General features: G+C 50.5%; 16 protein-coding genes. 11 read left to right on the plus strand and 5 right to left on the minus strand.

Annotation, left to right across the window (positions count from 1 at the left end; translation table 11 throughout):
• The first annotated feature begins 25 nt into the window (after window positions 1-25).
• The 6 genes from QWF21_RS04420 to QWF21_RS04445 all read left to right on the plus strand — a co-directional run bounded on the left by QWF21_RS04420 (window position 26) and on the right by QWF21_RS04445 (window position 5928).
• Complete coding sequence (locus QWF21_RS04420; protein ID WP_330086839.1) at window positions 26-295, plus strand: hypothetical protein; 270 nt, start codon at window positions 26-28, stop codon at window positions 293-295.
• Window positions 296-424: 129 nt separating this feature from the next.
• Window positions 425-931, plus strand: coding sequence for a hypothetical protein (locus QWF21_RS04425; protein WP_330086840.1), 507 nt, complete (start codon window positions 425-427; stop codon window positions 929-931).
• 317 nt (window positions 932-1248) lie between these two features.
• Entirely contained in the window at window positions 1249-2226 is a 978-nt protein-coding gene (locus QWF21_RS04430; protein ID WP_330086841.1) for a transposase, read from the plus strand.
• Between the two features lie 207 nt (window positions 2227-2433).
• Complete coding sequence (locus QWF21_RS04435) at window positions 2434-2670, plus strand: helix-hairpin-helix domain-containing protein (RefSeq protein WP_330086842.1); 237 nt, start codon at window positions 2434-2436, stop codon at window positions 2668-2670.
• A gap of 84 nt (window positions 2671-2754) precedes the next feature.
• Window positions 2755-4950 (plus strand): IgaA/UmoB family intracellular growth attenuator, encoded by a 2196-nt coding sequence (locus QWF21_RS04440; RefSeq protein WP_330086843.1) that lies wholly within the window; start codon window positions 2755-2757, stop codon window positions 4948-4950.
• A gap of 186 nt (window positions 4951-5136) precedes the next feature.
• Window positions 5137-5928, plus strand: coding sequence for a hypothetical protein (locus tag QWF21_RS04445; protein ID WP_330086844.1), 792 nt, complete (start codon window positions 5137-5139; stop codon window positions 5926-5928).
• Here QWF21_RS04445 and mog read toward each other — a convergent pair.
• The 3 genes from mog to ubiU are packed head-to-tail and all read right to left on the minus strand — an operon-like array spanning window position 5925 to window position 8395.
• Entirely contained in the window at window positions 5925-6455 is a 531-nt protein-coding gene (gene mog / locus QWF21_RS04450) for a molybdopterin adenylyltransferase (RefSeq protein ID WP_330086845.1), read from the minus strand. The genes QWF21_RS04445 and mog overlap by 4 nt on opposite strands.
• Window positions 6456-6503: 48 nt before the next feature.
• On the minus strand, window positions 6504-7376 hold the full coding sequence (locus QWF21_RS04455; RefSeq protein WP_330086846.1) for a U32 family peptidase: 873 nt from the start codon (window positions 7374-7376) through the stop codon (window positions 6504-6506).
• 26 nt (window positions 7377-7402) lie between these two features.
• The gene (gene ubiU / locus QWF21_RS04460) at window positions 7403-8395 is read right to left on the minus strand and encodes a ubiquinone anaerobic biosynthesis protein UbiU (RefSeq protein WP_330086847.1); all 993 of its coding nucleotides are present in this window, start codon (window positions 8393-8395) and stop codon (window positions 7403-7405) included.
• Window positions 8396-8524: 129 nt separating this feature from the next.
• On the opposite strand from ubiU, the gene ubiT reads away from it, so the two are divergent.
• Window positions 8525-9043: a ubiquinone anaerobic biosynthesis accessory factor UbiT gene (gene ubiT / locus QWF21_RS04465; RefSeq protein ID WP_330086848.1), complete on the plus strand. Its 519-nt coding sequence runs from the start codon at window positions 8525-8527 to the stop codon at window positions 9041-9043.
• On the opposite strand, the gene soxR is transcribed toward ubiT, so the two are convergent.
• Window positions 9040-9513: a redox-sensitive transcriptional activator SoxR gene (gene soxR / locus QWF21_RS04470; RefSeq protein WP_330086849.1), complete on the minus strand. Its 474-nt coding sequence runs from the start codon at window positions 9511-9513 to the stop codon at window positions 9040-9042. The two genes, ubiT and soxR, sit on opposite strands and share 4 nt — an antisense overlap.
• A 144-nt stretch (window positions 9514-9657) precedes the next feature.
• On the opposite strand from soxR, the gene QWF21_RS04475 reads away from it, so the two are divergent.
• The 4 genes from QWF21_RS04475 (at window position 9658) to QWF21_RS04490 (ending at window position 13024) form a co-directional block, all read left to right on the plus strand.
• Window positions 9658-10224 carry a flavodoxin family protein gene (locus QWF21_RS04475; RefSeq protein ID WP_330086850.1) on the plus strand — a complete coding sequence of 189 codons (567 nt, stop codon included), beginning with the start codon at window positions 9658-9660 and terminating at the stop codon, window positions 10222-10224.
• A gap of 113 nt (window positions 10225-10337) precedes the next feature.
• Window positions 10338-10814 carry a GNAT family N-acetyltransferase gene (locus QWF21_RS04480; protein WP_330086851.1) on the plus strand — a complete coding sequence of 159 codons (477 nt, stop codon included), beginning with the start codon at window positions 10338-10340 and terminating at the stop codon, window positions 10812-10814.
• Between the two features lie 42 nt (window positions 10815-10856).
• Window positions 10857-11261 (plus strand): GFA family protein, encoded by a 405-nt coding sequence (locus QWF21_RS04485; protein WP_330086852.1) that lies wholly within the window; start codon window positions 10857-10859, stop codon window positions 11259-11261.
• A gap of 20 nt (window positions 11262-11281) precedes the next feature.
• Complete coding sequence (locus QWF21_RS04490) at window positions 11282-13024, plus strand: DUF4153 domain-containing protein (protein ID WP_330086853.1); 1743 nt, start codon at window positions 11282-11284, stop codon at window positions 13022-13024.
• Between the two features lie 427 nt (window positions 13025-13451).
• Here the strand turns inward: QWF21_RS04490 and QWF21_RS04495 are convergent, their stop codons facing one another.
• Window positions 13452-13700: a DUF3297 family protein gene (locus QWF21_RS04495; RefSeq protein ID WP_330086854.1), complete on the minus strand. Its 249-nt coding sequence runs from the start codon at window positions 13698-13700 to the stop codon at window positions 13452-13454.
• Window positions 13701-13722 lie beyond the last annotated feature (22 nt).

The following is a 13722-nucleotide window of genomic DNA, read 5'->3' on the forward strand; positions in this document are numbered from 1 at the left end:
CAGTCATGCCAAACATGAGTAATAGATGGTGTATATTGAAAATTCAGACTTTATCTTGCTTGGTATTTTTGGAGTAGTATTGTTTTTTGCCGGACATCACGGGTTAAAAACTTATGCTCTCTTTTTCTATAAAGATCCGAAAGCAACAATGACGGCTGACTTGATTGTTACTTTGGCCAGCGGGCCGGGAGTTGTCCCTGTGTTTTTGTGTTTACTCGCAATGTTAACAGGCGCAATTTTTATATTGATACCGATGATTTTTCTTTTTTTTGTCGTCCAAGATTTCATTTTTTGAAATCTTAAAATGGAAGTAGCTCTGTGAAGACTGTTGTTTTAGTCAACCTTGGTGTAGCTGCTAACAAGCAAAGGCAGCCGACGCTAAACAGCAAGCGCAGCAGCTTTGAGCGTTAGGTACCTTTGAAGAATGATTCGAATTTGTTTTGCTTTACTAGTTTTATTGGTATCTGCTTGTGCTCCCAAAGATAATGGCGGCATTGTCTTATCTGTTTCTGATGGTGAGTACCAGGCGTTGACTTGGAGTGATTATTACGAAGCTGGAAATGAATCGTTCACTCTCGAGCTATTGGATTTAAAGCAAGGTTCCGTGTGGGCACCAGGAGCAGCGTGTGGATTAGAGAGTGCCTCTAATGATTTAGACGGGATTCAGGTATATCTTTTCCATGAAATGAAAGAATCAAGCACACTAAAGTTAATTGTTCGACACATTAAAGATGGACAGCCTAAATCAGAGAGCCTATTAAAAAATGGAATCGAGTTAGACTCGAGAATCAGCTTTGATGTAACTTGGCACAGCGGTATCGTAGATATTACATTCGATGATACCACGGAAAAAATAGATACAGATTTTCGCAACTTGAAGCCTTTTTGTTCGGTAAGCTCTGGAACTGCAAAGTTTGTAATCGGTAACTAACAAGTTGCTTAATTCCGTTCCGGCCCAAAATAGGTCATGGGGGGTCAAATCTTGACTATTGCGAATTCGCTTTGGCTTGTCTAAATTTTTACCAAGGTCATGGGGGGTCAAATCTTGACTATTGCGAATTCGCTTTGGCTTGTCTAAATTTTTACCATGACAAGACCGCTACGAATTGAATACGACAATGCTTACTACCATGTGATGAACCGTGGCAGGGGGCGGCAATGGATATTTCACGATAGCCGTTACTATCGGTCATGGGGGGTCAAATCTTGACTATTGCGAAGTCGCTTTGGCTGGTCTAAATTTTTATCATGACAAGACCGCTGCGAATTGAATACGACAATGCTTACTACCACGTGATGAACCGTGGCAGGGGGCGGCAATGGATATTTCACGATAGCCGTTACTATCAGGCATTTCTGGAATGCCTCGAACAGGCGTGCCGACGATTTAAAGTTGAAATCCATGCTTATTGCCTGATGGGGAATCATTATCACCTCCTTATCAAGACACCAAAAGGCAATCTGAGTCGAGCGATGCGCCATATTAATGGCGTTTACACGCAAAAGTACAATTATCTTAAGCAAACCGACGGTGCGTTATTTCGTGGGCGCTATAAAGCAATTTTGATTGAAGCTTCCAGCTATTTACTGGAAGTCAGTCGCTATATTCATCGTAACCCGGTAGAGAGCAAAAAGCCTTTGGTGGCAGATTTGCTGGACTATCCGTGGTCCAGCTATCCGGCCTATTTGAACAAAACACCTTGTCCGGAGTGGTTGGTAAAAGACACGGTATTCGGCGACTTGGGCGCTAAACCTTCCGAGCCAGCCTATCAAAGGTTTGTGGAGCAAGGGCTGGATGAGGAGACTCGTAAGTTCTATGACAAAGGCCATTGGCCCGCTGTGCGGGGTAGTGGCGAATTTGTTGAAGCCGCGCATGCTCAAGCTTTGAGTTATGGTCTGGAAATCGAGAAGCATCCGCTGAAGGATTATCTTGCTATGGATACTATTGTCCAAATCGTAGCCGATTATTACCAGCTTACGCCACAAAGCCTGTTAAAAGCCAAGCGAGGCATCAAATCAAAAAACCTTCCCCGCTGGATAGCGATGAAATTGTGCCAAGATCTATCAGGAGAGCGATTGCCAGCGATTGCTAAGTACTTCAATGTCGATCATTACAGTACGGTTTCAAGAACGGTGCGACGATTGAACGATGAGCTTGAAGTGAATGGAGCTTTGTTTGGGGAATTTGATGAGTTAAATGGTAAAAGTCAAGATTTGACCCCTTAGGCTAAATGGTAAAAGTCAAGATTTGACCCCTTAGGCTATAGGCTAAATGGTAAAAGTCAAGATTTGACCCCTTAGGCTAGATTTGACCTTAGGCTTCTTACGTCAAGTGCCCTAGCAAGACCAATCACAGCGATAGCTTTTTCGTAGCTTCGCTGTCAATTTAAAGCTGTGCGTTGACAGGTTTTATGCAGTTTAAGGAATTCCGATATGGCATTCAGTGAATCAGAAAAAGCAGCGTTGCTCCAAGTGAAGGGGGTAGGGCCTACGGTGGTAAAACGCTTTGAGGAAATCGGTATACATTCATTTGCTGAGTTAGCGCGCTATGAGCCCAAAGACATTGCGGAAAGAGTGGCGTCTATGCTCAGAACTACCTGCTGGAAGAATAGTCCTCAGGCCTTGTCGGCAGTACAGTCGGCAATAGACAGGGCAAGGCAAGGCTTGTAAAGGCAGGGTACCGCTTGGTTTATGGTAACCAGATAACACTTAGGCTATACTGCGTCCCCAAAATTCAGGATGAGGAACAGAGCAGTGGAGTTGTTCGGGGTTATCAAGTTAGTACTCATAATTATTATTTTGGTCGCATCTTTTTCCAGCTACCTGGTGTATCAGGGGCGCCGCAGGGACTCAGTTAGAACCTTATCCGCCATCCGTAATGAGCTCTCGCCTGAACGACGGCTGACGCCGCAGGAAAGAGAGACTCTTTCCCCGCTGTTGATAGACCCCCACAAGCACGAAAAGGCACTGCACCTTGAGGATGATGGTGTCTATGTGTTGGAAGGGGAGTACGCCCGACACGGATTGGATACTAATGGAGCGACCACCTGGCACGATACCATTGCCGGTGTGGAAGTCATTTTGCCTTTTGATGCGGAGCTTTTTCTGGAGCTGCAGAACCGGGCCGAAGTCGTCTTTGCCGGGCAATATGCGATTGTGTTGCGACTCAACAATGCATTTGAGCTGCAGGCCGGCCTGGAGCGGGATAAACAGCGGCAAAAAGAGAACGCAGCCTGGGAAGGTGGCGTGCGGGGCACCTTGCACAACAGTACCGCTGATGAAAATCTGCCAACAAAAGAGTCGTCGTCAACTCAGGAGTCGGCATCGGACCGTGTCACCATACTGAGCCAACGGGATGAAACCCCCGCTGAAATTGAATCCCGGGAAGGCCGTGGTATCGGCATTTTGTCTGCTCTTTGCTGGACTCTGGGCTTTATCGCTCTGGCTATCGCTACTATCTATGATCTGCAATCATCACGCTATATCTGGATGGCTGTGGCGGCACTTTTCATTGGCCTGGGGCTGTGGCAGTTCTGGCGGCGCTGGCGTCTTCCTCCACCACAAAAAGTCAACCAAGTCGTGGGCCCTTTTCACCTTCATGCTCTTGTGACCGAAGCACAGCCTGATAAAGTGACTGTCCAACCTATGTTGGGGGATAAACTGGCCTTTACCATGCCCGAACCCTGGCAGTTCGCTCTGGAAATGCCGCAAGGAACCCGCATTGAAGCAGAGTTGCGGGTAGCGGATTGCAGCGCAGTTCGCTTTGGTAAGCAGCTGTCAATCGATGAGGAAGTACGTCGTTTTCCTTTAGTGTGGTGGGGGCGTCATTTTACCCTGGCGCTGGTGGGAGCGGTGGCTTTGATGTTTGCCTTGTACGCTTCCCCAGGCGTGCGGGCGGACTTAACGCTGGCAATGCATTGGCTCACCAATACCACCCCAGTGCTGTATACGGACCCCGACGCGCTGGCGGCAGAGCTGCCAACAAAAGGCGCGCTTATCACCCTTCAGGGGGAGGGCCGTTGTCAGGTTCAGCCACCTGAGTGGGACCGCAGCAGCATTAGCTGCCAACACCTGCGTTGGGGCGGTGCTATGCCTGTAGCACAAAACACTGTTCTGGAGACGGCTGTCACAACGCTTAGCAAAGGTGATTTCATAAAGACCCGCCGCGACATACGTTTGGAAATGATGATGACGTTGCAAAGCGGGGGCGCGGGGCGAGGCACAAACCAGCCCCGGGTGGTGACCAATATTGAAGACATCGTAGCTATGGTCAATGCTGTTTGCCACCAGGTAAATGGTGAGGACAACCTGCAGGCATTTGGTAACTCCAGGCTACGGGATATTCCGTACCAGTGCCAGCAGTTACGTGATGGCCTGCTCGAAAGTATGCATCTGCCGGTGGATACGGAACCTGCCGACTGGGAAGCTATGCTAGGTATATTGGCTGAACCTTATGCTGATGGGGATGCCTGGGAGGCGGTGATTCTGGCTAATCAGGTGAATCGACTGCACCAACGTGGGAGAGGTTTGGCCAGCACGATAATAGCACACCGGGCAGAAATTCTGGCCAGCGAGATCATGGCCAGTCAGCAGGGTGGCATCCTGCTGGAAATAACCGATAGCAGCCCAACCGCTGAAACTCCTGGCCGGTCCAGAAGAAATCAGCCCGAACTCTGGTATGAGCTGCTTGCGCTGCTGGAACCTGCGAAGGTCGAGTCCTTTCAGATCACTGGCCTTGTGCTGGAGCAGGCAGTGGACTACAGCGATGCTCCGGTGCTGGTGATCGATAGAGCGCGTCAGTTGGACCACCCCTGGCCAGCGACACTTCGAGCGCTGTGGCTGTTATTGGCTATGATGTTGCTGCTGATTCACGGCCCTTTATGTCTGCGTAACTACCTGGCAAAACGGGCGCGCACCCAAGCGATACAACAGCGTTATCAGCGCACCTGATTGGCCTGTTTGCAGCCCCGGCTGGTGATGCCGGGGCTTCTCAACGTTACTTTGTTTACTTCCTGAAAAATTTAGGTATGGGTACGAATGGTGGGTACAGCATGAATGGCTGTGCGAAATAGCACCTTCTGACAGAATTTTATCCGGGTAGTTGTTATACTTAGTATTTTCGAATTGGCTTTGCTTATGCTGCGCTTATCTTTTGTTCTCTGGTATTTTCTTGCTGGCAGCCTTGTTGCCTCGCAGCCGATACAGTTGATGCTGCCGTCTTCCAGCCATGCTGGTTCGGTGCAAAACCTTTACATAGAAAGTCTGTTACGTGAGTCCTTTGCCAGTTTGGGGCTGATGATTGAGATTAGTTATAGCCAGCAAGAAATGAACAGCTCCCGCATTCGTCAATCGTTACAAACCGGGCGGTACATCAACCTGGCCTGGCTGGGGGCACGCCATCAGTCCGATCCTGAGCTTATCGCTATACCTATTGCCCTGTACAACAATGTGCATGGCCATCGTATTTTGCTGATCCAGCAGCAGCGGCAGGACGAGTTTAGCCAGATCACCAGCCTTGACCAACTGGCAGCTTTTGTTGGTTTGCAGCACCACAGCTGGTCTGACTACGAAATCATGATCAAGAATGGTTTAACCGTGGAGGGGGAGCTCAGTTACCCGGCGATGTACAAAGCGCTGGCAGAGGGGCTGGCTGATTACTTTCCTCGCTCTGCCATGACCATAGTGGCAGAGCACAGTCGTCATGCTGCTGAACATGTAGTGATTGAGCAAAGTCTGGTGCTGCGCTATCCAAATGAGTTTTATTTTTATACCCACAAAGCCGATATCGAACTGGCCAAACAGCTGGAGATTGGCTTACGTCACTTGCAGCAAAGTGGTCGTTTTCAGCAGTTATTTGAACAATTTTATGGCGACAGGCTGGATGCACTGGCGCTGGAGCAGCGTCGGGTGCTGGAGTTGCACCCCTAACTTTTTGGCCGAAATGGCTTGATCACATCTTCGTTGCACTCCAGGTAAGGCCCTTCCATTAAATCAATGCAGTAAGGCACGGCCGGAAACACCGCATCCAGGCACTGACGAATGGCTTTGGGCTTGCCGGGCAGGTTGATAATGAGGCAGCTGCCAAGCAGACCGGCCGTCTGGCGCGATAAAATGGCGGTGGGTACGTATTTCAGTGATTCTTGCCGCATCAACTCGCCAAAACCAGGCATTATCCGATCACATACCGCTTCGGTAGCCTCTGGCGTGACATCGCGTTTGGCCGGGCCGGTGCCACCTGTGGTAACGATTAGGCAGCAACCTTCACTTACCAAATCTTTCAGGGTTTGCTCAATCTGCGGCTGTTCATCCGGGACCAGCCTGTACTCGGCCTGCCAGTCGCTGACAAGGTAGTCTCTTAAGGTGTCACGAATCGCCTGGCCGGAAATATCTTCATAAACCCCGGCACTGGCCCGGTCACTCACAGTAACAATACCAATCTTTGCTTGCTGTCCCATCAAATCTCCAAACTAATCATTCAACACTCAACACTCAACACTCAACACTCACCCCGCCACCATCCCAGCCAACTGCAACCAGTAGCCATTGCAATCACGGCCAGGCAACGGCTGCGGCGCCTCACCATGCAAATTGGCTTTAAATTTAGCCAGCCAGTCAAAGGTTCCTTCATGCTGTGGGCTTAACCGCACAATGTCAACCAGACCCTGCATCTGTGGTAACTGGTTGATCAGGTTGTAACGCTCACCGGACTGGGTTTGAATGCCATTGAGTACAAACACCTGCTTGCCATCCTGGCTGGTGACGGTACGTCCCTCGGGGTACTTGATGCAGCAGAGCTCGCACTGATCCTTGCTACGATTTTCCGAGCGGGCGGTAAAACAGCGACCCGACCAGGCCAGTGGCAAATGACCAAAAGCCAGTAGCTCGGTCTGAAAACAATCACGGATATCCTGAATGCAGCTTTGGCCAAGCAAGTCGCGTAGCCACTGTTCGGATAACTCCACTGGCAGCACCCACCGCTGCAGCCCCATGCCAACCAAACGGCGCAGCGCATGCTGGTTGTAGCAGGAAATGGCTGGGCCACAGACAAAGGTGATGCCTTGCTCCTGCAGCATCTGAATGGCGCCGACATCGTTGGCCTCCACCAGAAAATCACCGTTTTCGCAGTAACGGCGCAGTTCTCGCAGCTCCGACGGGGCTTCCAGCAGCGTCATGGTGGACAGGCAAACCTGCTTGCCTGCTTCACGCAGCATATGGGCCAGTTGCAGGTAATCATCCAGTTTCAGTTCACGCCGCTTGCTGCAGACGGTTTCCCCCAGATAGACGATATCAATCGCGGAGTCCGCCGCCTGACGGTAAAACTGCTGCACTTGCGCTTTGGGCCAAAAATATTGGATGGGGCCAAGGGAAAACTTCATCAATAGACTCCTTATTTCCTAAGCTTTTATTTCCAGGAGCGGTGGTAAGCACCGAGCGTGGTCTGGCTGCCTTCGGATAAACCAGCCAGCACCTGTTGCCAGTTGGCCGCGACTTCAAAATGCGCTGGATCCTGCAGCAGTGTATCAATGGCCTGGCGCCAGACTTTGGTCAGCTGGGCAACGTACGCCGGGCTGCGCTGACGGCCTTCAATCTTCAGCGAGACAATGCCTTCTTTGTAAAGCTCTGGCAGCAGGCTCAGGGTATTTAAGCTGGTCGGCTCCTCCAGCACATGGTAACGCTCGCCGGCCACATCGAAGCGGCCTTTGCACAGGGTGGGGTAGCCGGCGGTTTCATCTGGCGCAAAACGATCAATCAACACGCCGTTTAAACGCGATTCCAGCTGGCCGTCGTGTTCATCCCAGCGCACATAGGCCGCAGGTGAGCAGGCCCCGGCGGTATTGGGCGAATCGCCGGTGAAATAAGAGCTTAAATAGCAGCGGCCTTCCGCCATAATGCACAGGCTGCCAAAGGCGAAGACTTCCAGGTCGATGTTGCAGGTACGCGCCAGCGCCCGCACCTGCTGCAGCGACAGCACCCGCGGCAGCACCACCCGGGATACCCCGTACTGGCGGTAAAACTCAATGGCGGCAGCATTGGTGGCCGAGGCCTGCACCGACAAATGCCGCTCAACTTTGGGGTAGCGCTCGGCCGCATAGCCCAGCACCGCCATATCGGCCAGAATTAAGGCATCGGCACCGGCTTTGACCGCACTGTCTACGGCTTCCTGCCAGCGCTGCCAGCTGTTGGGGTGAGCGAAGGTATTAATAGCGACATGCAATTTGCGGCCATGGCGGTGCACATAGTCGGCGGCCTCTTTCAGTTTCAGCTGATCGAGGTTTAAGCCGGCAAAGTGCCGGGCATTGGTTTCGTCTTTCAAACCAACATAGACCGCATCGGCACCATGTTCAATGGCGGCTTTTAAGGCTGGCACGCTGCCAGCCGGGCAGAGTAATTCCATAACAGTTCCTGCATCGTGGGAGCATTAGTTTGGCAGTGATAAAGGCGGCAAACTTTGATGTAGATTAAACAAGCGCCGCTTGTTTTCAGTATGATGAGTGTATCGGATCTGTGCTTTGGAAGTTATTGAATGATAAATAAAAAATGGGTTACTCAGCAGGTGGTAGCGCGCGGGCCTTTGTGGGTAGGCACTGCATTAAAGTATGTGCCGAAGCCAATTAGTAGCTTTGGGCTGGGCCGGCAGCTGAACTGGTTTTTTCGCCAGGAGCTGCAGCAGGGCGAACTGGATTTTCTTGCCGGGAAAACGGTGAAGGTGGAAGTACCTGATGTCAGCTATCAGTTTTACCTGGAAATGCAGCAGAGCCGGTTCAAAGTAAGCAGCGAGCTGGCTTCTGAGGATGTAGTGTTCCGTGCCAACAGCCAGTACTTACTGCAGCTGATCACTCAGCAGGCTGATCCAGATACGCTTTTTTTCCGCCGTAAACTGGCACTGCTCGGTGATACTGAGCTGGCGTTGTCGATAAAAAACTTGTTAGATAGCATTGAGCTTAATAAGCGATTGCCCAAATCCTTGGTAAGGGTGCTCACGCAATTGGCAACAGCTGTACCGGCGATGGAGAAGGGCCATTTAGCAGAAAAACCGGGCTAATTTTTGCACTGTATACCACTGGCCTCTTGCTCTGCGTGCTCCAGGATCACAGGGCCGGTGCCAGATGCACCCAGAGTATCGTCCGGGTTATACAGCGGGCATTGGCTCATACTTAAGCAGCCACAGCCGATGCAGCCGGTCAGGTTATTGCGCAGTGTTTGCAGGTACGCAATGCGGCCATCCAGCATGCGTTGCCAGTTTTTGGAAAGCAACTGCCAATCTTCCAACGTTGGGGTACGGTTATTGGGCAAGGATAAGAAAGCCTGCTTAATTTCTTCCAGGCTAACGCCGACTTTCTGTGCAGCTTTGATCACCGAAATCCGTCGCAACACTTCTGGCTTGAAACGTCGTTGATTGCCGGCATTTCGCCAGCTTTGGATCAAGCCTTGTTGCTCGTAAAAATGCAGGGTACTGACTTTTACCCCGCAACGCTTTGCTACCACACCAACACTTAACACCGCTTCAGCCATCGGTTGCTCCTGAGTCTATTTACTATTTCTTTGCAAAAAAAGCTTTACCTCAACCTTTATTGAGGTTTTATCCTGTTGGTCGACTTAATGCAAGGAGACTTTAATGCAATTAAATGCTGAAAGCTGGCAGAAGGAGATAATGGGATGAAGCTGGCAGTTGTGTTTCACTCTGCATCAGGTACCACCCGGCAGTTGGCACAGGCGGTAGCGGCAGGAGCGGCTGAGGTAGCTGGCGTTGATGTTGTGACGGCAGACATTGTGGGAGCTGATATTGTACAAGGGCGCTTTTGCAACAGTGCTCTGCTGCAGCAATTAAGCAGTGTCGATGCCATTGTTTTTGGTTCACCGACCTATATGGGCTCTGTATCCGCACAGTTTAAGGCGTTTGCCGATGCCACCGGTGAGCTTTGGGCTGAACAAGCCTGGGCGAATAAGCTGGCCGCAGGTTTTACCATAGGGGCGAACCTGAGTGGCGATCAGCTTAATACCATTCAGTATCTGCAAGTTTTTGCCGGACAGCATGGCATGCTGTGGGTTGGTCTGGATATTCCTGGGGCAGGTTCTGCCAAGACTAGTGATCCGACAAAGTGGAACCGGCTAGGTGCTCAATCAGGCCTGATTGCGCATTCAGCGGATGGCAGTGTCCATAAAACCGATCTGATTACAGCGCAGTATCTGGGACAACGTGTAGCACAGCTTGCTACGTCCTGATAACGGCGTGAGAACAGTGTGCTAACTCTGGTGTTTTCCAGCTGGATCCAGTAGGGTACGCTTTTAGCCGTGGTGGCTTGCAAGAGCAATTCTTTACTCAAGAAGATTGGTTTATGGCGTATGAGGCGTTACAGCTGGAGCTGGCGAAGGAAACTGAGTTGGGGATTTTGATGTCTTGGTTTCATGACCTGCAAAGTTGCCGGGACTGGGGTGGGCCAGATTTTCGTTTTCCTTTTAGCAAACAAAGCTTCCAAGCCGATCTTCGCTGGGAACTGTATCGTGGCTATGTGCTGAAAGGCCGGAGCAATACGCTGCTTGGTTTTGGTCAGTTTTATCAGCGCAACGGGCGCTGCCACCTGGCCCGGCTGGTGGTAGCGCCGGATAAACGAGGTCAGGGGCTTGGCAAAGTGCTGGTTAAGGCCTTGATGGCCGAGGGCTACAAGCAATTGCAATTGTCCGGCTGCTCGTTGTTTGTGCTTAAACACAATGCCGCAGCAAAGGCATGTTACCAAGGTCTTGGCTTTCAACCTGCAGAGTATCCGGAACCCATATCTGAGTTGGCGGGTTGTGACTATCTTATCTGCAATTAATCGATCAGCCGCCTGATAGGCTGTTGTAAAAAGGAGAGAGTGATGTACCAGGGCAGTTGTCTGTGTGGGGAAGTCACCTTAGAAGTACTGGGGCCTATTGAGTCCATTATTCATTGCCATTGCAGTAAATGCCGTAAAAACAGTGGCACCGCCTATGCCACCAATGGCTTTGTCGCGACCAAGGATTTAGAGATTCACAGCGGGCAAGCGCATATTCGCTATTATGAAACCTCGCCGGGTAAAAAACGCCATTTTTGCGGCATCTGTGCCTCACCCATCTACAGCAGCAACGACCAGGTACCCGACAAAGTGCGGCTTCGGCTGGGTATTCTGGACTCAGATATTAGCGAGCGGCCCGGCTCGCACAACTTTGTTTCCTCCCGTGCCAATTGGGATGATTTGGATGCCGACTTACCTCGCTACGATGGCCATGAGCCAGGACGTTAAATAAAAGGGTTACCATTGCTATGGAAAGGAATCAACAGGAAACAGCCAACCAACAACCGGCCAGCATGATGGCACTGCTGACACTCATTGCATTGTTGCAGGGGCTGGCTTTACTTTATTTGCATCAGGCCATCGAACTGCATTATTGGCCACACAATCAGCCACCCTGGTTGTTTGCCTGTTACAGTGTGGCTTTTATCTGGCCAACCATGTTGCTGCTGGGGCTTGATGACAGCAACATCGGTACTTTAGTAAAACTCACTTTGCCTTTTGCGCTGCTCAGTGCATTGCTGGGTTACTACGTCGGTCTTCAGGTCGTTCCCCTTGAACACATTCGCTTTAACGCCTTGCTGTTCAGCTTCATAGTCACTATGGCCATCGCTACCTTTAAAGCCTTGATGTATAGCCAGCTGTGGGCCAGTGGTGAGCGCTTCAGCTACAGCGCTTTGTTTCTTTGGTCCTGGCGCAATTTTCTTACTTTGTCGTTGGCGCTGCTCTTTGCTGGCTGCTTCTGGCTGGTGCTGGTGTTGTGGGGGGCCTTGTTTCAGTCCATTGGGATCGACTTCTTCAAGGAGCTGTTTCAGCAGCGCTGGTTTTATTATCCTGCCATTGCGCTGGCGAATGGCTTCGGTGTTATTATCTTTCGCAATCTTAGCCGCATTATCGATACCATCGCACGGCTGCAACAGGCGTTGATGAAGTTTCTTCTGGTGGTATTGTCCCTGGTATCCCTGTTATTTCTCGGAGCCTTACCTTTTACTGGACTAAGCCCTTTGTGGGAGAGTGGTGGCAGCAGCCTGATTTTATGGATGCAGGCATTGATGTTGTTTTTCGTCAATGCGGTTTATCAGAGTGACGCAGACAACAGGCCTTACCCGCTGTGGTTGCACCGTTTTATTTATATTGGTGTTGCGTTGCTGCCTGTCTACAGCCTGATCAGCTTCTATGGCCTGAGTCTGCGTATTGACCAATATGGTTGGAGCCTCAGCCGGTACTGGGCTTACCTGATCTGGTTTTTGCTGGCGTTGTTTCCCCTTGGTTATTGGTGGGGTATTGTTAAATTCCGGGATCGCTGGACACAGCAACTGAGCCGTACCAACGTTGCTGTTGGGCTGGTTGTGCTGGCTGCAATGCTGCTGGTCAATTCACCATTACTGGATTTCAGAAAAATGGTGGTGGAAAATCAACTGCAGCGGCTGGCGGACAACAAGGTGAGCGTTGACGAATTTGATATTCACTATTTCCGTCACCACCTGGCTCGTCCGGGGTACGAAGGTTTGCAAACTCTTAAGGCGCAGTATGGTGAAACTCATCCCAACCTGCTGTTAAGAATTAACGCCTTGTATGCCGATAGAGTCAATGACTTACCCAGCTCCAGCCGTGACGAGTTTATTGCTGCGATTACACTGTTAACCGATAACCCGCCAGATGAGTTGCTGACCGTGATTTATAAGCAGGAAACCAGGTCACACTGGAGCATGCAGCATACACAGCGCTATTTCTTGCATGCCTTGGATCTAAACCAGAATGGTGAGCTGGAGTACCTCTGGATCGAAAAGCGTCGTAGCTACACTGAGATAAAACTGTTTTTCCAGCAAGATAACCAATGGCAATCAGCCTACATCGGTGGCTTTCGAACCGATCAGGATAATGCTGACAAGATGCATCAAGCGATCCTAGCCGGTGAGATCGAGATTGTGCCATCACGCTGGCATGATCTTGTGATAGGTGAACAGCGCTTTCAGGTGAGACAGAATGATTAGTTGGTAGCTTGATGATAACCATTCAACAGCGACAAGACTCAACCCGGTTGCGCCGCCTTGCCTTTAGCGGGTGAGCCTGACAGAAGTGTACCCACAACAGTTGGGGCAGCGTGTACGTAGTGCGTTAGCACAATAAAAGTGATGTTGTTCAGGCTGTTAAGCTGTGAAACTTTTGCACTGAGATAGCAGCCACCTTGGTGATGTTTAGATTGCTGATAACAGTAAGTGTGACAAGCGAATTACGATGCGTAAGCGCTGAAGCAGCGGCTTTGCTGGCAAAACACCAACCACCTCAACACTTGATAGCACATCAACTTGAACTAAGTAGATTCATCTATGAAACACTATGGCTTCTAATGAGCCATAGATGGAGCAAAATTGGCGAAATCGATGGTAAGAAGCTATTCGCGCTTTTAATGCGGCTGTCTTAACGATAAAACGCTTCCACCGTGCCTTTGATTTTCATCAGCAGTGGTTGGCCGCGGCGGTCGACAGCTTTGCCGGCAGCGACTTTTACCCAGCCTTCACTGATGCAGTATTCTTCCACATCAAAACGCTCTTTACCGTTTACGCGGATGCCAATGTCATGCTCGAATATTTCTTTTACATAATGCGGGCTGCGTGGATTGACGGAAAGGCAATCTGGCAATTCCGGGCGTATTGGGGTATCTGACATGGTTTGGCTCTGCTGCAAATTA

It is taken from the genome of Alkalimonas mucilaginosa (assembly GCF_036327005.1).
In the GTDB taxonomy this organism is placed as follows: domain Bacteria; phylum Pseudomonadota; class Gammaproteobacteria; order Enterobacterales; family Alteromonadaceae; genus Alkalimonas; species Alkalimonas mucilaginosa.

Bases quoted from the DNA above. Each gene is read 5' to 3' on its own strand.
- QWF21_RS04420 (WP_330086839.1), top strand. From the start codon at position 26: ATGGTGTATATTGAAAATTCAGACTTTATCTTGCTTGGTATTTTTGGA.
- QWF21_RS04425 (WP_330086840.1), top strand. From the start codon at position 425: ATGATTCGAATTTGTTTTGCTTTACTAGTTTTATTGGTATCTGCTTGT.
- QWF21_RS04430 (WP_330086841.1), top strand. From the start codon at position 1,249: ATGACAAGACCGCTGCGAATTGAATACGACAATGCTTACTACCACGTG.
- QWF21_RS04435 (WP_330086842.1), top strand. From the start codon at position 2,434: ATGGCATTCAGTGAATCAGAAAAAGCAGCGTTGCTCCAAGTGAAGGGG.
- QWF21_RS04445 (WP_330086844.1), top strand. From the start codon at position 5,137: ATGCTGCGCTTATCTTTTGTTCTCTGGTATTTTCTTGCTGGCAGCCTT.
- mog (WP_330086845.1), bottom strand. From the start codon at position 6,455: ATGGGACAGCAAGCAAAGATTGGTATTGTTACTGTGAGTGACCGGGCC.
- QWF21_RS04455 (WP_330086846.1), bottom strand. From the start codon at position 7,376: ATGAAGTTTTCCCTTGGCCCCATCCAATATTTTTGGCCCAAAGCGCAA.
- ubiU (WP_330086847.1), bottom strand. From the start codon at position 8,395: ATGGAATTACTCTGCCCGGCTGGCAGCGTGCCAGCCTTAAAAGCCGCC.
- ubiT (WP_330086848.1), top strand. From the start codon at position 8,525: ATGATAAATAAAAAATGGGTTACTCAGCAGGTGGTAGCGCGCGGGCCT.
- soxR (WP_330086849.1), bottom strand. From the start codon at position 9,513: ATGGCTGAAGCGGTGTTAAGTGTTGGTGTGGTAGCAAAGCGTTGCGGG.
- QWF21_RS04475 (WP_330086850.1), top strand. From the start codon at position 9,658: ATGAAGCTGGCAGTTGTGTTTCACTCTGCATCAGGTACCACCCGGCAG.
- QWF21_RS04480 (WP_330086851.1), top strand. From the start codon at position 10,338: ATGGCGTATGAGGCGTTACAGCTGGAGCTGGCGAAGGAAACTGAGTTG.
- QWF21_RS04485 (WP_330086852.1), top strand. From the start codon at position 10,857: ATGTACCAGGGCAGTTGTCTGTGTGGGGAAGTCACCTTAGAAGTACTG.
- QWF21_RS04490 (WP_330086853.1), top strand. From the start codon at position 11,282: ATGGAAAGGAATCAACAGGAAACAGCCAACCAACAACCGGCCAGCATG.
- QWF21_RS04495 (WP_330086854.1), bottom strand. From the start codon at position 13,700: ATGTCAGATACCCCAATACGCCCGGAATTGCCAGATTGCCTTTCCGTC.